We start from the raw sequence: 21,346 nt of genomic DNA on the forward strand, positions 1-21,346 counted from the left end.
AAGGTTTTGAGTGACCTTGTATATAATGCTTTTTTCTTTTTATAGCAAACAGTAACTGCTGAGAACTAAATTGATTAAGGGTTGTTGAAACCATTAGGTTTAGTTTCTACAGTCGTGAGCGCATGGAAGAAATCGTACCACCGTTACGTAATAAAAAGTAAAGTATCTCGAATCCATATTGTGTTGCTAATTGCAAAGTCGTATAAGAAATCGAAACCATTGAATCTAGTTTCACTCTTTGCCCTGCTTCTGTTGTTGTGACAGGCAGAGTTAGAACATTATACCGCCCGGGAGATGTAATAAGCATTGTTCCTTGCGTTTGTGTCTGAAAAAGTTCAATCTGCGGTTTGCGCACTCCCATTTATATCATCGCCTTTCTAAATCATCTACGGTATTATACTTGCCAAACGGCACATCTGACATGGCGTATATCATGTGCCAATTGACTATTTACCGGAAGATTTTGTTTAGTATGGTGTGATAGGAGGCTGCCCGATAACGTGGCCGCACAACAGATACATGAACCTTGATAAGCCTTTTGGTTCGTTTGTGAAAGTATACTTTTACAAACACACAGTAAAGGTTGATAGTGATAAGAGTATTCCTTCTCATGCTAGTATCTCTTTTTTCATTAAAATTACTGAATTCGGTTAAAAAAAGTGCCTGTATACTAAAACTATTTAAGCGTGTATTACGAATATAAAGGAAGACAAAAAGAGTTACTTGTGAATGGAAGTGGTCAAAAGGGGTATGAATCAGGAAAGAAGATGGATTAAAGCAATACAAAAACGATCAAGTGAAGAAGCTGCTAATCGCTTAATTCGAAAATATTATCAAGAAATCTATGCATTTGTATTTAAACAAACTTTTGATCAGGAGTTAGCTAAGGACTTAACTCAGGAAATATTTGTGAGTATGTTGCGGAGTATTTTTAGGTATGATGGCAGGGCATCGTTTCGAACGTGGCTGTATAAAATAGCCAATTCTAGAATTATTGACTACTACCGTTCTAAATTTTATAAGGAAAACAAGCATGCCCCGATTATTTCCGAAGAGCTTCTGGAAGAACCAGAGGATTTTGTAGTAGATATTGAAAGAAAAGAGGAGGCACAAAGCGTTTTAAACGTTCTAGCCCGGTTTGGTCAACAACACCAACAAATTGTTCGGCAAAAAATCTATGCAGAGCAGACATTTGCAGAAATTGCAGACAGCTTGAGTATTCCTGAGTCAACAGTCAAATCTCAATATTACGCTGCCATTAAAAGACTTAGAAAGGAATTAGGGGGAGAGAAATGAGTAGAAAAAAGCCGCATATTCCGTTCCCAAATGAGAAGGTGATAGAAAGGGAAATCGAAACAATTATTTCAAGAGGACTGGATCCAACCCCTTCTTTTGGGCGCTATCTTTTGACTATGTACAGACAAATTGGCTTTAGAAATATATTTCGTGACGCGACAGAGATTGCATTTACTCTTTTTCTTTCCATCATTATTCTTACCTTCTTAAGTATTAGTGCTGGGAACTATGCCGCCTTTGAACAAGGCAATCTTTACACGTGGATTTTTGGCTGGTCGCCTGCCCTTTATATGATCATGGCTTATTTTTTCTTTATAAACAAGAAACAAAGCCCCGTCTATGAAGTGGAGATGACATGCAAATACAACATGTATCAGCTTGCTGCTTTTCGTATGCTTATTTTCGGTTTAGTAGCGATGTTAATGAATGGTTTCATGATTTTTCTCATCGCGAGCGAGTATCAGCTTAATTTTTACTTTGCATTTATACTGTCGACGACGTCTCTGTTTTTGTTTGCTGCGGTATTTTTATATGCACAGTTGAAAGTGACATCACTTATCTCCAAGTTAACCGTGATAGCAGGGTGGGGGCTGATTAACATGTTTCTCTCTTATTTTAGCTCAGAAGTTTACCAAACTATCCTCCAACAGATCCCATTCTATGTTTATGGAGTTATCAGTATTTGCGGGTTCATTCTTTATTATAAGCATCTTAAAAAGCTCACCGTTTATGCACGTGCGAAAGGAGTTGTTTAAATGTTGGTTGTAAATAACGTTAGCAAGCAATTTGGCAAATTTCCAGTACTCGAGGATATAAATATAGAATTTAACAATGGGGTTTATGGACTCTTGGCTCCCAATGGTGCAGGAAAAACGACACTTATTAAAATGCTGGTTACTCTTTTATTCCCCACCAAAGGTGAAATCCTATACAACGGTACAGAAATTACAGATTTGGATGAGCAGTACCGGGATGTACTCGGTTACCTTCCTCAGGAATTTGGTTACTATAAGAACTATAGTCCGGAGAAATATTTGTTATACCTAGCAGCTTTAAAGGGGATTCGTAAAAAGCAGGCGAAAGAAAGAATCTCTGAATTACTTCGTCTAGTCAATTTGGAAGAGGTTTCACAGAAAAAAATGAAAAAGTTTTCAGGTGGTATGATTCAGCGCGTTGGTATTGCCCAAGCCATGTTGAATGACCCTAAAATCTTGATATTAGATGAACCTACAGCTGGTTTGGATCCGAAAGAAAGAGCACGACTCCGAAAACTGCTTACCGAACTGGCACGAAACCGAATTGTCATCTTTTCTACTCACATTGTGTCTGATGTAGAGTCGATTGCGAATGAAATTATCATGATCAAAGATAAAAAGGTTTTGTATAAAGACACTATTGATAATATAGCTCTGATATTAGAGGGGCGAGTATATGAAACAGAAGTGGAATTTTCTGAGGTAGATACTTTCCGCAAACAGTATACATCTATTGCAGAAAAACAAGAACATGGGAAAATGATAATCCGTTTTGTAGCTAATGGCAAGCCACAAGCGAAATGGAAAAGAGTGGTACCAACGTTAGAAGACGTTTTTTTGTATGTATATGAGGACGATACCATGTTGGATGGAACTTCAGTATGATTCTGAAGCACGAATTGCTTAAGATTTTTAAGACACCAGTCATCATCGTTCTTCTTTTATTTTTTATGATTGTTAACTTGTTTATTATAATGAGCAACTTCTATTACAAAGACGAAATGGCTGTGCTAACAGATCTTGTCGATCAATATGGGCATCAAGTAGATGAAGAAATGCTACATCAATTTGAGGATAATTATAAGGAAAAAGTCATGTGGATGAATCAAATTGTACCAGTAAATGGCAAGGTTTATGATCATCCTTCTGCATTATTATCAGATAATTCTGTTTCTCTAAACCAGGAACTTAGTAATCATCAGCTTCGCGAGCTTCAGGAATTTTATGTTGTGGAGCAGTATTACCGTACAAGTAAAAATCTGGATGAAAGATATCAAAACATACAGGTTAACAATCAAGCAGAAAAAGTCATTCACACTTACGGTTTTCATGGAAATGCCGCTGAGACGGTACGAAATCAATATGAAAAAATCGGTGAGAGATTAGCTGAGATAGTAGAAAATGAAGAGCATCGACATCTATTTTTTATGGGGTCGTTATATGAAATGCACTCCTTTCTTTTTAAAGATATGGGCCGGGCAATAATCTTTGAGTTAATAATTCTTGTTGTCCTTATTACAGCGTTTATGATGAATTATGAGTTTGAGCAAAGGACACATTTGATTACGTATACAAGTAAAACAGGACGAAAATTAATTAAGAATAAGGTAGTTGCCGCCATCATTGCCAACATGTCCGTTATGGCCATATTAATCGGTGTGACCTTGATCTGTTATTTTTTCGTTTATGACTATTCGGGGCTATGGAACGTTCCTATAAGCAGCTATTTTAATACGGAATCTAATTTTCCATATATATCGTGGTGGAATTTGTCATTTATAGAGTATCTAGGCCTGTTTGTTGTCTGCATTGTCTTAGCCCAACTGTTATTTATGATTCTAACCGTTGTGTTGTCTATTTTCATAAAAAACAGTTACATTGTGTTTTTTATATTCGCGATCATACTGGGAATTGGAATATGGATGCCAAGCATTATTTCTCTCGACCAGAATATGATATTTGCCATACATTTTACTCCTTTCACTCTCATATTAAACCCACATATATGGTTTATGGGTAATGGAGCATTTACCTTTTTCGCCTACTATGAGCTGGTAACCGTAGGAGTTTGGATAGTCATTCTTGGGATTTTTATGAGTTTAAGTACTTACTTTTTTAAGAGACAATCATTGCAATAAGGAGAGAGAAAACGTGAGGGTACTCGGATATGAGTTAAACAAGTTAATGAATTGGAAAATCATTGGATTAGTGGTTATGATTAGTACGATTTTTTATCAATTGTTTTTGAGTTTCCATATAGAACATTTCCCAAACGGAAGGCCCAATCTTGACCGTTATAATATAGCAGGGGAGATGATTACCGAATATGGATATGAAATGGATGAACACGAATACACAGAATTTCAACAAACCTATCATGAGGAAGTAGAGAAAGCAAACCTTTACCTTCAATCCAATGAAGCGTTTGTGGAAGCTGAGATAACAACTTACGAACAGTTCGATAATATAGATAGAGATAATCAGGAACTTACAGCATTACGTAATAAAGTGATGTTTGAAGAAGGCGTAGATGTATTCTGGGAGCTTCAGGCACGAGAAGGGATGATGAATCAGTATGAAGGAAGAACAGATTTGTCTCCTAATAATATGCCTATTGCTAATGAAAACCAGCAAAATAGAGTAAAAGAGGTTATAAGCAAAGATGAAAGAGAAGCCATATTACCTACTGAAGTAGTAGATAACTATAATGTGTTAATTTCTCAATTGGCCATCCTCATCGTGTTAAGCGTGATGATTGTGGTCTCTCGGATCCATATTATAGATCAAAAGAATAACATGAGAATGTTGCAGTACACCACACATAAGGGGAGATATTTATTTAAGAAAAAAACAGCAGCCTCGTTTCTTGCTGCCTTGCTTATTACGACGATTCATCTTGTTGTATTTTTCTTCATGTATTTAGGTAATAACGTCAGCGTGTTCTTTGAGTCTAGTCTGCATTCATTTCTTCATCATAACTTTTATTGGATGGATTTTCGTTTCTTGGATTATATCTTGGCTACTGTTGTTGCCGTGTTTTTGTTATCTTTTATAACGGCTGCCATAGCTGCTTTTATCTCCAGAGTCGCTTCGAGGTATATTACATTAATTGGCGCTCATGTCCCTGTGGCAGTTATTCTGGTACTGTTGATCTCAGAGTATCTTATTTCCTATTTTATGAGCATTAACTATCCTATGTATCTCACAGTAACCACATATGCATTCTTGATTGCTATTGGTATCTCCCTTTTAATCAGCCGATGGAAAAAAGAAAAAAAGGTAGATATCGTTTAAGCCATATTTAAGAGAGAAGAATGAGTACAGTCAAAATGAAATTATTTCAGTAGCCGCATGTTTTACAGAGAAATGCGGCTTTGACATTTAGAGGCTAATTGGTTATTACGACAAAGAATGCTAAAATTTATATGCCATTTGTTTAATGGTATAGATTCGTTTTCCCCCAGATTTTTCATACGGCAGAGTTTATTTCGGATTGAAGTCAGTTGATAAAGTTGTTTTCGTTTCATTTCAGTGAAATATTTCTGCAAGGGAAGGTGTTTAGTGAAATAAGGCATTAATTCGTGATAGTAGCAAGTGGCCAATGTATGTTTTCCCTAGGTTTGATGTTCTCAAGCAGCATAGGCGGCTAATAATTCACTGGCTGTCGTCTTACGCGGGCTTTTCTCAATGGCATATTGAGAGGGTTCAATTATAACACCGTCTTTTTTGAGGGATGATTCGGAGTAAAGGAAAAGATATGTGGAAGAGCTTGTAGTAGTCTTAATAACCTTTATAGATGAGATTTGTTGCGCCCGTCTCATCTTTATCATATGTTTGAAACAGAAGGTCATGACAATCTCATCATCAGTGTTTTTTGAAAGGGATGAATGGCTTGAGATTGATGTGTGGGACGAAAGTAGATGTGATCCGGAATAACCGCCACAAATACTCGGTATCAGCAATGTGCGCCGTCCTGCAAATTCCAAGAAGTACGTTTATGATGAAGCCAAGATCCGTGATGACCAGGCGGAAGAAGTGACGGCTTTGATCGTTAAAATCTTTAAAGACAGTCGACATATTTACGGTCAGAGAAAGATAAAAAAAGAGCTTGAGAAGCTCTTGGCTGGACGGTATCACGCCGTCGCATTGGACGCATTATGCGGGAACAAGGACTTGTCTCGAAGTATACCATCGCCCAATATAAGCCTTCTAAAGCTACTTGTAACGAATCAGATATAGGAAACACGTTAAACCGAAAGTTTGACCAAGACCAAGAATTGAAGGTCATCGTGAGCGATTTAACCTACGTTCGCGTCCAACAGAAATGGCATTACATCTGTATTCTTGTTGATTTATATAACCGTGAAATCATCGGCTGCAGTGCTGGCCCTCATAAGAGTGCAGCTTTGGTTCAACATGCTTTTGCATCCGCCAAATACAATCTGCATCAGCTCGAATTATTTTATACCGATCAAGGGAGTGAGTTTAAAAATCAACTCATCGACCAGGCACTTGAAACTTTTGGTATCGAGCGATCCTTGAGTGAGAAAGAAACTCCGTATGATAACGCTGTCGCTAGAGCTACCTTTAAGACGATCAAAACAGAGTTCATCCACGACCACAATTTCCCTAACCAATACGAACTTGACCTTGAATTGTTTGACTACGTTCATTGGTTTAATAACATTCGTATTCATGGATCCCTAGATTACTTAACGCCGGCTGAATACAAGTCTATGCACCTTTAAATATTTGTCGAGTTTAGTGTTGACATACCATGAGGAAGTCTAACATCGGTACGAGATACATACCATTAAAGTTCTTGAAAAATCAATTATCTTTATCCATAAAGTACTTCATATTTTCCTTTCCCCAATAATACATACTGTCAATTATGGGCATTAAACTAGTTCCTAGCTCTGTTAAAGAATACTCCACTCTTGGCGGTACTTCTGGAAAAACACGTCGTTTTACAATCCCGTCTTCTTCGAGTTCCCGCAGCTGAGTAGTTAAAACTTTGTGAGTTATTTTAGGAAATAACTTTTTAAACTCATTAAATCTCATGGTGCCATCTTTGCCCAGATGATAAACCATAGTAATTTTCCATTTCCCACTGATAACGGAGAGTGTCAATTCCTTTTCACAATTAAATTTTCCGCTTTTCACTTTTTTTAAGGTCTCGTGTCTTAAATCCTCTGGCAATTGTCTATCTCTCCCATCAAAAGTATTGTCTAGGTAACTATATTACAACAAAGTGCCGTATTTATAAAATTAAAACTATTAAGTAATATGTAGATAGAAAGGGGTGCATTGGGTATTACTTAATAGAAATACATGGGGTTTAAGATTGAAATTATAGGAGGGGTGTAAATGGCTGGTAATCGTGCTATTGCTTATGCAGGTGCTGGAAAGGTAGAGGTTAAAGACACTGATTTTCCTGAACTTATTTTACGGGATGGCCCTGGTGTCAACCCTCTTAATGTAGGACGTAAATGTGAACATGGCGTAATTTTGAAAGTAATTACTACTAATATCTGTGGAAGCGACCAACATATGGTTCGCGGGCGCACTACTGCTCCAGAGGGTTTGATTCTTGGTCATGAAATCACTGGGGAAGTGATTGAAACAGGGCGAGATGTGGAGTTTATTAAAAAAGGCGATATGGTTTCTGTCCCCTTTAACATTGCCTGTGGACGCTGTCAGCAGTGTCGTGAACAAAATACCCACGTCTGTTTGAATGTTAACCCAGACCGCCCTGGATCAGCTTACGGCTATGTCGACATGGGAGGCTGGGTCGGTGGCCAATCCGAGTATGTCATGGTGCCTTATGCTGATTTTCAACTCCTTAAGTTCCCAGATAAAGATCGAGCAATGGAAAAAATTCTCGATTTGACTATGCTGTCTGATATCTTCCCAACTGGTTTTCACGGAGCGCATAGTGCCGGCGTTAAACCGGGATCTACTGTATATGTAGCGGGAGCAGGGCCGGTCGGACTAGCAGCGGCGCACTCCGCACAGTTGCTAGGTGCCTCTGTCGTTATCGTTGGTGATTTAATTCAAGAACGTCTGGAACAGGCCAGAAGTTTTGGTTGTGAAACAGTGAATTTACGAGACCATGATGATTTAGGAGAACAGATTGAACAAATTCTTGGGATACCTGAGGTAGATTGTGCCATTGATGCTGTTGGGTTTGAAGCTTCCGGTCACGGGCAGGATGCAAAAGAAGCCCCAGCCACCGTTTTGAACTCTATTATGGATGTGACCCGGGCGGCTGGACAATTAGGTATTCCAGGTCTATATGTAACAGAAGATCCGGGAGCCGTCGATGATGCAGCCAAACAAGGTTCCCTTAGCATTCGTTTCGGATTAGGTTGGGCAAAAGCTCATACTTTTGTAACCGGTCAAACTCCAGTAATGAAATATCATCGATCCCTAATGAATTCCATTCTGCACGGTAAAGCGGATATTGCGAAAGCCGTAAATGCTACTGTTATTTCTTTAGATGAAGCCCCGCAGGGATATCAAGAGAGTTTGACAGCGGTGTCGCAAAAAAATTTGTTATTGATCCTCATGGCGTTTTGTAAAAATAAACTTATTTTTTCTTTTAATAATAATTAAATGTGGAGGTTTAAATATGAGCAAATTAACATTGGATTTAGCTAAAAAAATTATTTCAGCAGCAGAAAAAGAAGCAACAGACATAGGAGTTTCCATGGTGATAACTGTTTTGGATGACGGTGGAAATCTTGTTGCCGCGCATCGAATGGATGACGCATGGCTGGCAAGTATCGATATTGCTAAAAATAAAGCCTGGACATCTGTGGCTTTGAAGATGCCAACATCCAATTTAGCTGAAGCAACAGTTCCTAAGGCTGAACTTTATGGTCTAAATACTACGAATGATGGACGTATTGTAATATTCGGCGGGGGGATTCCACTTCTTAGAGATGGAAAAGTAGAAGGCGCTGTTGGAGTGAGCGGAAGTACAGTATCTCATGATATTCAAGTTGCAGAAGCTGCTGTTAAAGAATTTGAAAATGTTTCTATTAACATTTAATTTAACTGTATGAGAAAATTCACGTCTTGGGTGTATTGATAAAAACTACTTTCTTCAGAGCAAAAAGAGTAATACTCTATGTAGATGGATGCAATGAGTTTTAGTAGAAAAGTGATATATTTGTAAGTTTGGATGCAGCACAACAGAAGGGCGGGAAGCAAAATCGTCATTCTGTAAGTATCGCTTCAGTATTAAACGCCCCCGATAACCATGGGTTGTAAGGAAGGACCCAACAATCTGCAGGTTCCTGCGGCATTTGCCTGACAGTCATACGGGACGAGCCATGCAAATTCATTTTTATGCGATTTGTTCGGAGATTGATCTCTTACAAAAAGGTGGAAGCAAAGCGCAGCAATGCTTCCATTCGCTTCGATGATGGTTCCATCATCGAAGCTATCATCCTCCGAGTCTCATTCCTTCTTTGTTCTCTCCATTATAATTATTTCCTCGTGATTTCAGTAAAGGATCTGCAAAAGATCAAGAGAATGTAAGAAATCCAAGTCGGCTAACTAGGAGTAAAAAAGCAAAAGGCGCTTTTTTACTCCTGTTATGATGAAAAGATCGTTTGTTAATACAACAATCCATCATTTTTCTCCTGGCGGCAGCTTCGCTGAAACTATCCAGAGATGAATTCTTTGCGACAAGTAATTCTGAAAATAACACGTCATTTATTAATGAATTTCACCAACTGGATTCCCTTCAACAAAACATAGGTCAACCAGAAATGACTGGCTGACCTTATAATATGAATGGGCCATATTATTGAACAAGCTTCTTCAACCAATGGTGTTTAGATAAAGAAATGAAATGATGATGGGGTGACTTCCCTTTTAAAAAAACACAATAAAGCCACCAAATATATATGGTGGCTTGTGAGTGGTTAGATGTGATATATAAAACCTGGTGTTATTTTTGTACGTTTGCTGCTTGAGGTCCACGGTCACCGTCGACTATGTCAAAAGAAATGTGTTGTCCTTCATCTAGAGTTTTAAACCCTTCGCCTTGAATAGCAGAGAAGTGTACAAATACATCATCAGCACCTTCGCGTTCAATAAAGCCGAATCCTTTTTCTGCGTTAAACCATTTTACTGTACCTTGTTCCATTATTCATTTCCTCCTTGTGTGTATAATACACACAACATGTATTCTTAAAACTTGTTCTACTACCAGCCAGACGACATAGGGTAACCCTTTATCTAACTTCAAGAAGTTTGAACAAAATCAAGTATACAAACTTTACCATCTTTATCAAATGAATACAAGGTTTATTTTATCAAGTCCAATATGCAGGCATTTTCCAGTTGTGTTTTCCTGTTTAAATCAGGGTAGCCCTGGGAAGTATAAAGTTGTTGTGTCTGCTTATTACATATATAATGCTTTTGAGGTTTTAAATGATTGGTTGTAAAGTAGTTATAGAAAGCATAGATGATGCCAAGGGGGCACCCATGAGTAAACAAAAACAAGCAGAATTAAGAAAAAGTGTAGCACTCTTTGCAAACGCAGATAACAAAAAAAGTCTAAAACAGTTATTAAATTCTATTACGCCATTCTTCTTGCTTTGGTTTTTTGCCTATCAAAGTTTATCTGTTTCTATTTGGTTGACCATTGGATTAGCAGTTGTTGCAGCAGGTTTTTTAGTTCGAATATTTATTATTTTTCATGATTGTGCGCATATGTCCTTTTTTACAAACAATAAAGCAAATAGATTTTTTGGCACTATCACTGGGATCCTTACCCATTTCCCATTTGATAAATGGAGAAGAGAACACGCGATCCACCATGCGACAAGTGGAAACCTGGATAAACGAGGAACAGGAGATATATGGGTAATGACAGTGGAGGAATATAGGAAATCCTCCTTTTGGAGACGGATGTCCTACAGATTCTATCGACATCCCATCATTATGTTTGGACTGGGTCCGCTCTTTCTTTTTTTAATAGTGAACCGTAAGAATCGAAAAGAAGCAGGACGGAAGGAACGATGGAATACCTACTTGATCAATGCTTCCATTGCAGCAGTCTATGCAATCCTAATCGTTACGGTAGGATGGCAGTCATTTCTAATTATTCAGCTTCCTATTCTTTTCGTGTCAACATCCATTGGGATATGGTTATTTTATGTACAGCATCAATTTGAGGATTCCTACTTTGAAAATGAAGACGAATGGGACTATGTAAAAGCGGCTGTCGATGGCAGTTCCTTTTATAAACTTCCAGGATGGTTACAGTGGATCACGGGTAGTATTGGATTCCACCATGTCCATCATTTAAGTCCCAAAATCCCTAATTATCACTTGGAAAAAGCGCATGAATCAACTCCGCCATTACACCGGGTAACAACCTTAACCTTCATATCCAGTTTAAAATCTATGCGTTTTAGGCTATATGATGAAGAAAATAAGTCATTTGTCGGTTTTAATGATGAAAAAGGTGTTGGTAATAAAACAACATCCAAAGCGAAGCTTACTCATAGAACCGGTTTTACGGAAAAATAAATGAATGCGAGACCCTTTTCTTTTCACGGGAAGGGTCTCTTTTTTTATTACAAAAACCGGCACCCATGTTTTTTGTGATACTTTATTAGAAGCGAAAGGAAGGTGGACAGGCACTTATTATATTGGAATTAAGCCTCTTATTATTCCTGACACACTACCCTTAATTACTATCCGCCTCTCTGCTATCTTATTTCGACGCTGTTGATGATAGGCACTTCACAAAACGAAGAACTCTTTTTGGAAAATCTACGGATTTATTATAGATTGAACTTCCGCAATCGGGCGCCATGACGATGTAACAAATGCTTAACTTCTTAGTATTTGAAAAGAAAAATCAAGCTGCACTTATCATTATTTTGCGCTTATATTTGACTGATACATTCACATCTAAACTCAATTTTAAATGGCAGGACGTAAATGGAAGTGTTAAGTACAGAGTTTTTGATGATGTAGCTTTTATACTTGGACCATATATTCGGTATATCGGAGAGCCCCATGGATGCCGGCTGTTAGCGCACCATTGGGAGAGACTCAAGAAAATGGGACGCGATCTGCCGAAACATTTGAGTGGAGACGCTGGCGATGGAAGTGAGCCAAATGATAGCTGTCTTAGAGAACAAGAAGGTCTTCCCACGTTGACTCCCTAGACAAATCACCAAAAAAGCCATGGTCACCCTCTCTCTCGATGGCGTCCATGGCTTTTTCGTTTAGAGTTTTTTTGATACAGCCGTATCTTGTTATTTTGCTTGTGATGTCAACTCTTCACCGAGTTGCTGCAAGCGTTCGTCCCATTCTTCGTTTGTTAATTCATGCTCTTCCACGTAACGGTTTCTCGGATGTACACGGCACTCTGGTGTGCATCCGCGCAAGTACTTATGCTCATTTTCTTCGGAGCAGAGAATTTGCTTGTTGCACTCAGGGTTAGAACAGTTAACGTATCGTTCACAAGGTTCGCCGTCAAAATGATCACGGCCGACGACGACATGTTCTACTTGGTTAATCGGTACACTGATGCGCTCGTCAAACACATAGCATTTGCCGTCCCACATCTTGCCTTTTACCTTGTCGTCTTTGCCGTACGTGACAATGCCGCCGTGAAGCTGCTTGACATTGTCAAATCCTTCTTCTTTGAGCCAGCCGGAAAATTTCTCACAGCGAATGCCGCCTGTGCAGTACGTTAAAATTTGTTTGCCCTCTAATTTATCTTTATTTTCTTGGACCCATTCCGGCAACTCGCGAAAGCTGTTAATCTCGGGGCGAATGGCTCCGCGGAAATGGCCAAGGTCATATTCGTAATCATTGCGGGCATCAAGAACAATAGTGTCTTCGTCTTGCATTGCCTCATAAAATTCTTCTGGTTCGAGGTATTCCCCCGTTTGTTCATTTGGATTGACGTCTTCATCAAGGCGTAAAGACACGATTTCACTGCGGTGGCGCACGTGCATTTTCTTAAATGCATGGCCGTCCGCTTCATCTATTTTAAATTCAATATCTTCAAAGCGCGGATCTTTTCGTAAATCTTCCATGTACTGATTGGTTTGTTCGACAGTACCGGAGACAGTTCCATTCATACCTTCTGACGCAATTAAAATACGTCCTCGTAGTCCGAGGTTTTTACAGTATTCTAAATGCTCTTCCGTCAATGTTTCAGGGTCTTCAATCGGGACGTATTTGTAGTAAAGTAATACACGATAATTTTTTTCCATTTTTATCACCTATTGTTTAATATTTGCAAGATATCAACCGTATAGGCGTATACGACTCAGTCTTACAATGTACTATTGTAAACGATTCGCAGTGAATAAGAAAGAGCACAACATTTTGTTTCACTGTTGTGAATTTATTAACATTTTATATGAAGGAAAACGAACAGCTTTTTTCGTTAAGGAAGAAAGGATACAAATTGGTGCTTTCATTGTTTAGCGCAAGCGCCTGCCCGCTCGAAGTTCCTTTGGTCCGTCCAAAGAAAGCAAAGATGCGCGGCTCAGTACAAGCGTGCAGCCGCTTGAGAATTCTTCCCTCTCGACTCCGGGCTGCAAACTGGCTTTGTGCGACAACTCCGGAACTTGTCGCTGCTGACCAGAGCGTTTGCGCTGTTCGAATGATATCATGGATGTAACGAGTGATAGTAAGGAGGGAAGCGGCATGAACCAATGGATTGAGGAATTGCAAACAGAGCTGTTAAACGGGCAAGTATTAACCGACACGGCAGACCGTGTAAGCTACAGTTTTGATGCATCATTCGGTGAATATCTTCCAGAAGCTGTGGTGCAGGCAAAAACAAAAGAAGATGTTATCCATGTGATGAAAATAGCCAATCGCCACCACATAAGTGTTGCACCAAGAGGACAAGGGACATGTCTAAGCGGCGGTCCGCTTCCGGTCAAAGGCGGGATTGTGCTTGATATGTCGCAGTGGCCCGAGAAGATAGACGTGCGGCCGGATGATTTAATCGCGATTGTCTCACCCGGAACGATTACAGCCTCTATCAATAAAAAATTAGAATCATATGGATTGATGTATCCACCAGACCCAAGCAGTGCTCACGTGGCTACAATCGGCGGCAATTTGGCAGAAAACTCAGGTGGTCCGCGCGGGTTGAAGTACGGCGTAACAAAAGATTATGTCATCGGCTTGGAAGTGGTCACACCAGAGGGGAAAGTCATTCGCACCGGCGGACAAACGATTAAAAATGTGACAGGATTCGATTTAACGAAGCTGCTCATTGGTTCAGAGGGGACGTTAGGTATTATTACAGAGGCGGTCTTAAAATTAATTCCAAAACCTCCGGCCGCTCAGACAATCATGGCAGTTTTTGATGATGTGGAGAGTGCTGGAAAAGCCATTTCCAAAACATTAACGTCAGGAATCCTGCCGGCCAAAATGGAATTTATGGATCAAGCTTCTATCGGAGCGGTTGAACGTTATCAACCATCGGGGCTGCCAGTTGACGCTGCGGCTTTATTAATCATCGAGCTGGATGGGCATCAAGAAGCTGTTACCAAAGAAGCAGCTGATGTAGAAGCAGTAATGAATGAATTAGGAGCAACGCATGTCACGGTTCCTGCAACGCAAGCCGAAGCAGCACGTATTTGGGAGGCAAGAAAATTGGTTTCACCGGCGATTGCGGCGATAAAGCCGACCAAAGTGTCGGAAGATGCCACAGTGCCGCGCAGCCAAATTGCACCGATGATGGAAAAGCTGCAGCGTATTAAAGAAAAATATCACGTGGAGCTGGTTGTATTTGGTCATGCGGGAGATGGTAATTTGCATCCGAATATTTTGTGCGATAAAAGGGATACGGAAGAAATGAAACGGGTCGAACAAGCTGTGGAAGAGATATTTCAGGCAGCGTTAGAACTTGGCGGCACGTTATCTGGAGAACACGGGATCGGCACGATGAAAGCCCCTTTTATGGAACAAGAACTTGGTAATGTCGGAGTGGAAATGATGAAACGGATAAAAGACAGCTGGGACCCAAATGGGATTATGAACCCAGCAAAAATGTTTCCTGAACACAATCAAAGGCTGGTGCTTCGCCATGAGTGATTGGAAAACACTGCAAGATAAACTTTCTTATGACAAGACATTTGACTGTGTGCAATGCGGCTATTGCCTTCCTGCTTGTCCAACCTATGAAACAATGGAAAAAGAAACACATTCCCCGAGAGGACGCATTAACTTAGTGAAAATGGCGGCAGAAGGAAAAATAGCGTTAGAGGAATTAGAAGAGCCAATCGAGAAATGTTTGGGGTGTATGGCCTGTACATCGGTATGCCCGACAAACGTTGATTACGCTTCTATTTTAGAAGGAGCCAAAGAAACATTAGCAAGTGAAACAGACAAGACGCCCACAAAAACAGAAAACTTTCTATTTGAAACGTTTTTTCCTTCGTCGCAGTGGATGAATCGCTTAGGCAGTGCTGCGTGGCTCTATCAGAAAACAGGGCTGCAAACATTCGCGCAAAAACTTAAATTAACACAATTGGCACCTTTTCCGCTCAGTGAATTTGAAAAGGTTCTGCCTGCGCAAACGTCTCCCTCAGAAAGAAAAAAACGTTCCTATCGTGTCCAACCGCCAGGAAAAAAGCAAGCGACAGCAGCGTTTTTTACTGGCTGCGTGATGGATGGCATGTTCTTTGATATTAACCAAAAAACAATAGAACTGCTGCGGCTTTCTGGGGTAGAAGTTGTGATTCCCTCGGCACAGACATGCTGCGGTGCGCTGCACGCTCATTCCGGTAAAGCCGAAACAGCTAAAGCGCTTGCGATGGATAATATACGCGCGTTTGAAGAAGAAGAGATTGACTTTATCGTTACAAATGCCGGCGGATGCGGGGCGCGCCTTAGTGAATACGATATGTTGTTTGAGGAAAGCAGCGAGTGGCATAAGCGGGCACATATGTTTACAGAAAAAGTCAAAGACATTTCTGAAGTACTCGTGATGATGGATGGGCTGTCGTTCCAAACGTCTGTAAAGAAAACTATCACGTATCAGCCGTCATGCCATATGACCAACGTGCAAAAAGTAACTCATGCACCGTGGCAGTTAATAGAACAAATACCGGGAATATCGCTCCGTGAGATGAGCAATCCTGATTTTTGCTGTGGATCTGCCGGGATTTATAATATGGTGCATTATGAAGAATCGATGGATATATTGGATAAAAAGATGAAAGATGTAAACGCGGTGCAGCCGGAAGTGATCGTCACAACGAATCCTGGCTGTCTTTTGCAAATGAAACTCGGGATTGAACGAGAAGAGAAAGCCAGCAAAAAAGAGGCCATTCATTTAGTTGAATTGCTTATGACGGCCTCTCCGCAAGCAAAAGAGCCTGCTAGTGAACAGGAGCATGTTTTGTAAGAACACGAGAGGCGATTTCCTCTCCAATTGGAATGGAAGCAGTAGCAGCGGGAGAAGGAGCATTGCAAACGTGGAGGCAGCGTTTTCCTTCAATAATATGAAAATCATCGACTAAGCTGCCATCTTCGCGTAAAGCCTGCGCTCTCACACCTGCAGGTCCCGGTTCTACATCAGCTTCAGTGATAGAAGGAATCAACTTTTGCATGCTCTCTACAAACCGCTTTTTGCTAAGCGAGCGAATCATTTCATTCGCTCCTTCTTTCGCATATTGTTTTGCCAGCTTCCAAAAACCTCCATATTTCATTACTTCCATCATGTCTTTTGGATGGAAATCGGTCTTACGGTAGCCTTCTCGCTTCAGGCCGAGTACAGCATTGGGACCGGCTTCTACGTCCCCGTCTATCATGCGGGTAAAATGAACTCCTAAAAAAGGGAAGTCTGGGTTTGGTACGGGATAAATCAAGTTTTTCACAAGGTGGCGCTTTTCTTTTTTGAGCTGGTAGTATTCTCCGCGAAACGGAACGATTTGCATATCCGTGTAATACCCTGCCATTTTCGCAATACGATCGCTATGTAAGCCGGCACAATTAATAAGAACACGAGATGTGATGCTGCCACTGGTTGTTTCCACCTGTGTGTGCTGCTCTTTTTCATGGATGCGGATGACTTCTGTTCCAAGCTGCAGCTTTCCGCCGCATTTTTCAATGAGAGAAGCAAACGTTTGGGACACTTGTTTATAATCAACAATCCCCGCGGAGGGTACGTAAACAGCTTCTACTCCGTTTGCATGAGGTTCTTTTTCTTGTAATTGTTCTTTTGTTAATTTTTGCACGTCTAAACCATTTTGACGCCCGCGTTGGTATAGGTTATCAAGCAGCGGCCGCTCCTGTTCGTTTGCGGCAACAATAACCTTTCCGCAGATGTCATAGTCAACGTTGTGCTGCTCACAAAATGATACCATCGCTTCATTGCCTGCTTTTGCAAGTCTTGCTTTCAGGCTGTTTGGTTTGTAATAGATGCCAGAGTGCATTACACCGCTGTTATGGCCTGTTTGATGTGCAGCGACATGTGTTTCTTTATCAATAACAACAACGGATGCCTCAGGGTGGCGCTTTAAAAGAGCATATCCGGTAGAAAGTCCGACGATGCCCGCACCGATGATAGCATAATCATACATGCTATCCCTCCTATTCGTAGATGATAGACACAGTTACTTACTGTAAATGTATGTGCTTTCTATAAATCTGTCAATGACAAGAGCGGCATGCAGGGTTCTGTAAAAAATATATTGATTAATATAAGGCAGGTGGGTCTGATATGGAAAAATATATGATGGCGCTGGACCAAGGCACGACAAGCTCGCGGGCGATTATTTTTAATCAGGCAGGCGACATTGTAAAAGTCGCACAAAAAGAATGTACTCAACATTTCCCGCACCCAGGCTGGGTGGAACAGGACGCAAATGAGATATGGGGGAGCATCCTGGCGGTAATGGCATCGGTACTTGCAGAAAGCAACATTAAGCCAAAGCAGATAGCAGGCATTGGAATTACGAATCAGCGGGAAACAACGGTGGTGTGGGATAAACATACCGGAAAACCTGTCTACAACGCGATTGTATGGCAGTCACGGCAGACAGCTGACATTTGTGAGGATGTAAAAGATAAGGGATACAGCGGCATTATTACGAATAAAACCGGTTTGTTGGTAGATGCGTACTTTTCTGCAACAAAAGTGAAGTGGATATTAGACCACGTAGAAGGTGCACGAGAAAAAGCCGAGAACAATGAGCTGCTGTTTGGGACGGTCGATACGTGGTTAATTTGGAAACTGTCTGGTGGAAAGGCGCATGTAACGGACTATTCTAATGCGTCCCGCACATTAATGTATAACATCCATGAGCTTTCGTGGGACGATGAGTTATTAAAAATATTCAACGTACCCAAAGACATGCTTCCAGAAGTGCACTCTTCATCGGAAGTGTATGCCCATACGGCTCCTTATCACTTTTTCGGCGAACAAATACCAATTGCAGGTGCGGCGGGCGACCAGCAGTCCGCTTTATTTGGCCAGGCCTGTTTTGAGGAAGGAATGGCGAAAAACACGTATGGAACCGGCTGCTTTATGCTAATGAACACCGGTCAAAAGCCGATTGCGTCCAAGCACGGCCTGCTCACAACGTTAGCCTGGGGAATCGATGGGAACGTAGAGTATGCGCTAGAAGGCAGTATCTTTGTCGCTGGATCTGCGATTCAATGGCTGCGGGACGGACTCCGGATGTTTCAGGATGCCAGTGAATCAGAACAGTATGCCGCGCGGGTGTCATCAACAGATGGCACGTATGTTGTGCCGGCATTTGTCGGCTTAGGTACGCCGTATTGGGATCCCGACGTGAGGGGAGCCGTTTTTGGCATTACAAGAGGCACGCAAAAAGAACATTTTATCCGCGCCGCATTAGAGTCTTTAGCGTATCAAACGAAAGATGTGCTGGACGCAATGGTAGCTGATGCCAATACGCAGTTAAAGGCGCTTCGTGTGGACGGAGGGGCTGTGAAAAACGACTTTTTAATGCAATTTCAAGCAGACATGCTGGATGTGGCGGTGGAAAGACCTGTTGTGAATGAAACGACAGCACTTGGCGCGGCTTATTTAGCTGGCTTGGCTGTTGGCTATTGGCAAAGCAAAGAAGAGATTGCAAAGCAGTGGAAAGTGAGCAAAACGTTCTCACCGAATATGAGCAGCAGCGAGCGGCATACGTTATACAATGGCTGGAAAAAAGCGGTACACGCAGCAATGGCGTTTAAATAAAGGATTGCAGGATAGTTCTGAAGAGCAAAGCTGGAGGGAGAAGGTTGGCATTGCATTACTTTTCGAGTCAACAGCGCCACCATATCACAAAACAACTCACAAGCGGTGTGTTTGATGTGCTCGTCATTGGCGGGGGGATAACCGGCTGCGGAATTGCGCTGGATGCTGCTTCTAGAGGAATGAAGACAGCACTAGTTGACATGCAGGATTTTGCAGCGGGAACATCGAGCCGTTCGACGAAACTCGTTCATGGCGGGCTGCGTTACTTAAAACAAGGCGAAGTCAAATTGGTAGCAGAAGTGGGAAAAGAGCGAGCCGTTGTATATGAAAATGCTCCGCACGTAACGAAGCCGGAGTGGATGCTGCTTCCTCTTTATAAAAATGGAACATTTGGCAGATGGTCAACGTCATTGGGCCTTCGTTTGTATGATTACTTGGCGGGCGTAAAGCATACGGAAAGAAGACAAATGTTAAGTGTCGAAGAAACATTGCGAAAGGCTCCTTTATTAAAGAGAGAGGGTCTTATTGGGAGCGGCTATTATGTGGAATATAAAACCGATGATGCCCGATTGACGATAGAAACAGCAAAAGCCGCTGCGCGCCATGGTGCAGCATTATTAAACTATGCACAAGCGGTGGATTTTTTATACAAAGACAATAAAGCAATCGGAGCGGCGGTCACAGACAAGTTGAGCGGCCAAACACATCGGGTGTTTGCTCGCTGTATTGTTAATGCAGCCGGCCCTTGGGTAGATCGTGTGCGCCGCAAAGATGTGAGTGCTCCAGACAAGTCTCTGCTTTTAACAAAAGGTATTCATCTGGTGTTTGATCAGAGTGTTTTTCCGCTCAAGCAAGCTGTCTATTTTGATTCATTTGATGATCGAATGATATTTGCGATTCCAAGAGACGGCAAAACGTATGTCGGAACAACAGACACCACTTATCACGGTGATATCGCGAACCCAAGAATGTCCGAAGCAGACCGGGCGTATCTGTTAGATGCTGTTCATTACATGTTCCCAAAGTTAAATGTATCACAAGAACACGTAGAATCGGGCTGGGCTGGATTGCGGCCATTAATTCATGAGGAAGGGAAAAGTCCATCTGATATTTCTCGAAAAGATGAAATATGGATTCACGATTCAGGGGTTATGACGATTGCCGGCGGAAAGCTGACCGGTTATCGCAGTATGGCAGAAGCTGTTGTTGATAAGATAGCGGCCCTGTTTGAAAAGGAGTACAGAATTAAATGTCAGCCATGTCAAACGAAACATATTCCCCTGTCCGGAGGTGATATTGGCGGCTCCTTGAAGTATGATGAATTTGTGCGAAACAAGTGTCATGAAGGGAAAAAGCGCGGTTTGAGCCAAAACGAAGCTGAGCGGTTAGCCAAAACCTATGGCGCGAATGTCGATATTTTGTTTGATTATGCCGAACGCTCTGTGTCTCCTTTGCTTCCACCGTCACTATATGCCGAAGTCCGGTATGCGGTAGATCATGAAATGGCGGCTGCTTTAACAGATTTTTTTGTACGCAGAACAGCTGCCTTATATTTTAATATACATTGGGTAAAGCAGTGGAAAGATGGGGTAGAACATACAATGGGTGAATTGCTGCATTGGGATAAACAAGAACGTGCCAAACAGCGTGAACGGTTAGAAAAAGCTGTACACGATGCTCTTACCCCTGTAAGAAAAGAGGTGTAACCTGCAAGCCGAGACCAGGAAAGCCTATTGTTTGAAAGCTGAACGGGAAAAGTGTAAAAATATCTATGTAGTGAAATCAATTTCATAAGTGCTTTTATGATTATCAAAAGCGAACATTATTTCGATTGTAGCGTAAGGCGGCGACTCCTGCGGGATAAGCTTGAGCTGAAGACCCCGCAGGCAGCTTGCTGCCGAGGAGGCTGAAGCCAAGCCCGCGGAAAGCGTCCGCCTGAAGCGGAAATCGAATGATAACGAGGGGATTTCATATAATGTTCGTTTATAATGTGACAGGTCTGAATTATGAAATTGATTCAGGGACATAATAATACGCGCAGAGCAAACGAATAAAGAAATGTAGGGTGATA

The 21,346-nt window shown here is 41.3% G+C and carries 18 protein-coding genes and 2 pseudogenes; 14 read left to right on the forward strand and 6 right to left on the reverse strand.

The features are described from left to right. Positions 1 to 106: 106 nt before the first annotated feature. On the reverse strand, positions 107 to 361 hold the full coding sequence (locus BLT18_RS16585) for a hypothetical protein (protein ID WP_091276547.1): 255 nt from the start codon (positions 359 to 361) through the stop codon (positions 107 to 109). Between the two features lie 368 nt (positions 362 to 729). On the opposite strand from BLT18_RS16585, the gene BLT18_RS16590 reads away from it, so the two are divergent. From BLT18_RS16590 to BLT18_RS16615, 6 genes and pseudogenes are all read left to right on the forward strand, one after another. Then, positions 730 to 1,296 carry an RNA polymerase sigma factor gene (locus BLT18_RS16590; RefSeq protein ID WP_245705308.1) on the forward strand — a complete coding sequence of 189 codons (567 nt, stop codon included), beginning with the start codon at positions 730 to 732 and terminating at the stop codon, positions 1,294 to 1,296. After that, positions 1,293 to 2,051: a hypothetical protein gene (locus tag BLT18_RS16595; RefSeq protein ID WP_091276550.1), complete on the forward strand. Its 759-nt coding sequence runs from the start codon at positions 1,293 to 1,295 to the stop codon at positions 2,049 to 2,051. The genes BLT18_RS16590 and BLT18_RS16595 overlap by 4 nt, the downstream gene beginning before the upstream one ends. Then, on the forward strand, positions 2,052 to 2,936 hold the full coding sequence (locus BLT18_RS16600) for an ABC transporter ATP-binding protein (protein WP_091276554.1): 885 nt from the start codon (positions 2,052 to 2,054) through the stop codon (positions 2,934 to 2,936). Continuing rightward, positions 2,933 to 4,189, forward strand: coding sequence for a hypothetical protein (locus tag BLT18_RS16605; RefSeq protein ID WP_091276557.1), 1,257 nt, complete (start codon positions 2,933 to 2,935; stop codon positions 4,187 to 4,189). Before BLT18_RS16600 ends, BLT18_RS16605 begins: the two co-directional genes overlap by 4 nt. A gap of 13 nt (positions 4,190 to 4,202) precedes the next feature. Beyond that, positions 4,203 to 5,345, forward strand: coding sequence for a hypothetical protein (locus tag BLT18_RS16610; protein ID WP_091276560.1), 1,143 nt, complete (start codon positions 4,203 to 4,205; stop codon positions 5,343 to 5,345). A gap of 613 nt (positions 5,346 to 5,958) precedes the next feature. Then, positions 5,959 to 6,799, forward strand: a pseudogene (locus BLT18_RS16615) (IS3 family transposase); the annotation flags it as partial. A gap of 82 nt (positions 6,800 to 6,881) precedes the next feature. Here the strand turns inward: BLT18_RS16615 and BLT18_RS16620 are convergent. Next, positions 6,882 to 7,253: a winged helix-turn-helix transcriptional regulator gene (locus BLT18_RS16620; protein ID WP_091276567.1), complete on the reverse strand. Its 372-nt coding sequence runs from the start codon at positions 7,251 to 7,253 to the stop codon at positions 6,882 to 6,884. 168 nt (positions 7,254 to 7,421) lie between these two features. Between BLT18_RS16620 and fdhA the strand changes: the two are divergent. Then, a pseudogene (fdhA, locus tag BLT18_RS16625) lies at positions 7,422 to 8,635 on the forward strand (formaldehyde dehydrogenase, glutathione-independent). A gap of 50 nt (positions 8,636 to 8,685) precedes the next feature. Further along, on the forward strand, positions 8,686 to 9,108 hold the full coding sequence (locus tag BLT18_RS16630) for a GlcG/HbpS family heme-binding protein (RefSeq protein ID WP_091276569.1): 423 nt from the start codon (positions 8,686 to 8,688) through the stop codon (positions 9,106 to 9,108). Between the two features lie 906 nt (positions 9,109 to 10,014). Here BLT18_RS16630 and BLT18_RS16635 read toward each other — a convergent pair. After that, a complete protein-coding gene (locus BLT18_RS16635; protein WP_091276571.1) occupies positions 10,015 to 10,212 on the reverse strand; it encodes a cold-shock protein in 198 nt (65 codons plus the stop codon). A 341-nt stretch (positions 10,213 to 10,553) separates the two neighbouring features. Here BLT18_RS16635 and BLT18_RS16640 point away from each other — a divergent pair, with 341 nt between their 5' ends. Then, complete coding sequence (locus tag BLT18_RS16640; protein WP_091276573.1) at positions 10,554 to 11,603, forward strand: fatty acid desaturase; 1,050 nt, start codon at positions 10,554 to 10,556, stop codon at positions 11,601 to 11,603. Between the two features lie 302 nt (positions 11,604 to 11,905). Further along, the gene (locus BLT18_RS16645) at positions 11,906 to 12,250 is read left to right on the forward strand and encodes a hypothetical protein (RefSeq protein WP_091276575.1); all 345 of its coding nucleotides are present in this window, start codon (positions 11,906 to 11,908) and stop codon (positions 12,248 to 12,250) included. Between the two features lie 90 nt (positions 12,251 to 12,340). On the opposite strand, the gene trhO is transcribed toward BLT18_RS16645, so the two are convergent. Beyond that, complete coding sequence (trhO, locus tag BLT18_RS16650; RefSeq protein WP_091276578.1) at positions 12,341 to 13,309, reverse strand: oxygen-dependent tRNA uridine(34) hydroxylase TrhO; 969 nt, start codon at positions 13,307 to 13,309, stop codon at positions 12,341 to 12,343. Positions 13,310 to 13,748: 439 nt separating this feature from the next. Here trhO and BLT18_RS16655 point away from each other — a divergent pair, with 439 nt between their 5' ends. Together BLT18_RS16655 and BLT18_RS16660 are read left to right on the forward strand one after the other, a co-directional pair. Continuing rightward, the gene (locus BLT18_RS16655) at positions 13,749 to 15,152 is read left to right on the forward strand and encodes an FAD-binding oxidoreductase (RefSeq protein WP_091276580.1); all 1,404 of its coding nucleotides are present in this window, start codon (positions 13,749 to 13,751) and stop codon (positions 15,150 to 15,152) included. Beyond that, positions 15,145 to 16,467 (forward strand): (Fe-S)-binding protein, encoded by a 1,323-nt coding sequence (locus BLT18_RS16660; protein ID WP_091276582.1) that lies wholly within the window; start codon positions 15,145 to 15,147, stop codon positions 16,465 to 16,467. Before BLT18_RS16655 ends, BLT18_RS16660 begins: the two co-directional genes overlap by 8 nt. Here the strand turns inward: BLT18_RS16660 and lhgO are convergent. Further along, positions 16,442 to 17,644 (reverse strand): L-2-hydroxyglutarate oxidase, encoded by a 1,203-nt coding sequence (lhgO, locus tag BLT18_RS16665; RefSeq protein ID WP_091276584.1) that lies wholly within the window; start codon positions 17,642 to 17,644, stop codon positions 16,442 to 16,444. The two genes, BLT18_RS16660 and lhgO, sit on opposite strands and share 26 nt — an antisense overlap. Before the next feature lie 140 nt (positions 17,645 to 17,784). Here lhgO and glpK point away from each other — a divergent pair, with 140 nt between their 5' ends. After that, complete coding sequence (gene glpK / locus BLT18_RS16670; protein WP_091276587.1) at positions 17,785 to 19,275, forward strand: glycerol kinase GlpK; 1,491 nt, start codon at positions 17,785 to 17,787, stop codon at positions 19,273 to 19,275. Positions 19,276 to 19,319: 44 nt separating this feature from the next. Next, positions 19,320 to 20,981, forward strand: coding sequence for a glycerol-3-phosphate dehydrogenase/oxidase (locus BLT18_RS16675; RefSeq protein WP_091276589.1), 1,662 nt, complete (start codon positions 19,320 to 19,322; stop codon positions 20,979 to 20,981). A 63-nt stretch (positions 20,982 to 21,044) separates the two neighbouring features. Here BLT18_RS16675 and BLT18_RS18490 read toward each other — a convergent pair. Continuing rightward, on the reverse strand, positions 21,045 to 21,346 hold a 302-nt coding region (locus BLT18_RS18490), incomplete at its 5' end, for a hypothetical protein (RefSeq protein WP_217635754.1).

Origin of the sequence: Alteribacillus persepolensis, from assembly GCF_900099605.1 — a bacterium.
Classification (GTDB): Bacteria; Bacillota; Bacilli; order Bacillales; family Marinococcaceae; genus Alteribacillus; species Alteribacillus persepolensis.

Coding starts and splice junctions, on each gene's coding strand:
- BLT18_RS16635 (WP_091276571.1), bottom strand. CDS start 10,212: ATGGAACAAGGTACAGTAAAATGGTTTAACGCAGAAAAAGGATTCGGC.
- trhO (WP_091276578.1), bottom strand. CDS start 13,309: ATGGAAAAAAATTATCGTGTATTACTTTACTACAAATACGTCCCGATT.
- BLT18_RS16655 (WP_091276580.1), top strand. CDS start 13,749: ATGAACCAATGGATTGAGGAATTGCAAACAGAGCTGTTAAACGGGCAA.
- BLT18_RS16660 (WP_091276582.1), top strand. CDS start 15,145: ATGAGTGATTGGAAAACACTGCAAGATAAACTTTCTTATGACAAGACA.
- BLT18_RS16640 (WP_091276573.1), top strand. CDS start 10,554: ATGAGTAAACAAAAACAAGCAGAATTAAGAAAAAGTGTAGCACTCTTT.
- BLT18_RS16590 (WP_245705308.1), top strand. CDS start 730: ATGGAAGTGGTCAAAAGGGGTATGAATCAGGAAAGAAGATGGATTAAA.
- glpK (WP_091276587.1), top strand. CDS start 17,785: ATGGAAAAATATATGATGGCGCTGGACCAAGGCACGACAAGCTCGCGG.
- BLT18_RS16605 (WP_091276557.1), top strand. CDS start 2,933: ATGATTCTGAAGCACGAATTGCTTAAGATTTTTAAGACACCAGTCATC.
- BLT18_RS16585 (WP_091276547.1), bottom strand. CDS start 361: ATGGGAGTGCGCAAACCGCAGATTGAACTTTTTCAGACACAAACGCAA.
- lhgO (WP_091276584.1), bottom strand. CDS start 17,644: ATGTATGATTATGCTATCATCGGTGCGGGCATCGTCGGACTTTCTACC.
- BLT18_RS16600 (WP_091276554.1), top strand. CDS start 2,052: ATGTTGGTTGTAAATAACGTTAGCAAGCAATTTGGCAAATTTCCAGTA.
- BLT18_RS16595 (WP_091276550.1), top strand. CDS start 1,293: ATGAGTAGAAAAAAGCCGCATATTCCGTTCCCAAATGAGAAGGTGATA.
- BLT18_RS16645 (WP_091276575.1), top strand. CDS start 11,906: ATGCTTAACTTCTTAGTATTTGAAAAGAAAAATCAAGCTGCACTTATC.
- BLT18_RS16630 (WP_091276569.1), top strand. CDS start 8,686: ATGAGCAAATTAACATTGGATTTAGCTAAAAAAATTATTTCAGCAGCA.